Origin of the sequence: Paenibacillus sp. 598K (assembly GCF_003851045.1) — a bacterium.
In the GTDB taxonomy this organism is placed as follows: Bacteria; Bacillota; Bacilli; order Paenibacillales; family Paenibacillaceae; genus Paenibacillus_D.
The window spans coordinates 11,000-11,343 of the sequence record NZ_BFBX01000002.1; the positions used below are offsets into that span (position 1 = coordinate 11,000).

1 protein-coding gene is annotated in these 344 nt (G+C 68.3%); it reads left to right on the forward strand.

Translation table 11 applies throughout. From position 1 onward, the window contains the following. A partial coding sequence (locus tag PA598K_RS00720) for an FGGY-family carbohydrate kinase (RefSeq protein ID WP_260405211.1) occupies positions 1–344 on the forward strand: 344 nt, incomplete at both ends.

Below are 344 nucleotides of genomic sequence, written 5' to 3' on the forward strand. Positions count from 1 at the left end.
CTGCCGATGCTGACCGGCGAGCGCGCGCCCTACTGGCAGGCGGACAGCCGCGGCGTCTACTTCGGCCTGTCGCTCTCGCACGGCAAGCCGCATATGGTGCGGGCAGCCATCGAGGGCATCCTGGCGCAGATCGCGCAGATCGTCCAGCTCATGGAGCGGATGGAGGTGCGTCCGCAGGAGGTATGCGCCTCCGGCGGTCTGACTCGCTCGCGCTTCATCTGCCAGCTGCTGGCGGACATGCTTGGTCTGCCGGTCATCGTGCCGCAGGTCATCGAGAGCTCGGGGCTTGGCGCGGCGATGATCGGCTTCGAGGCCGTCGGGCTGAAGATGCAGCTCGGCGAGGA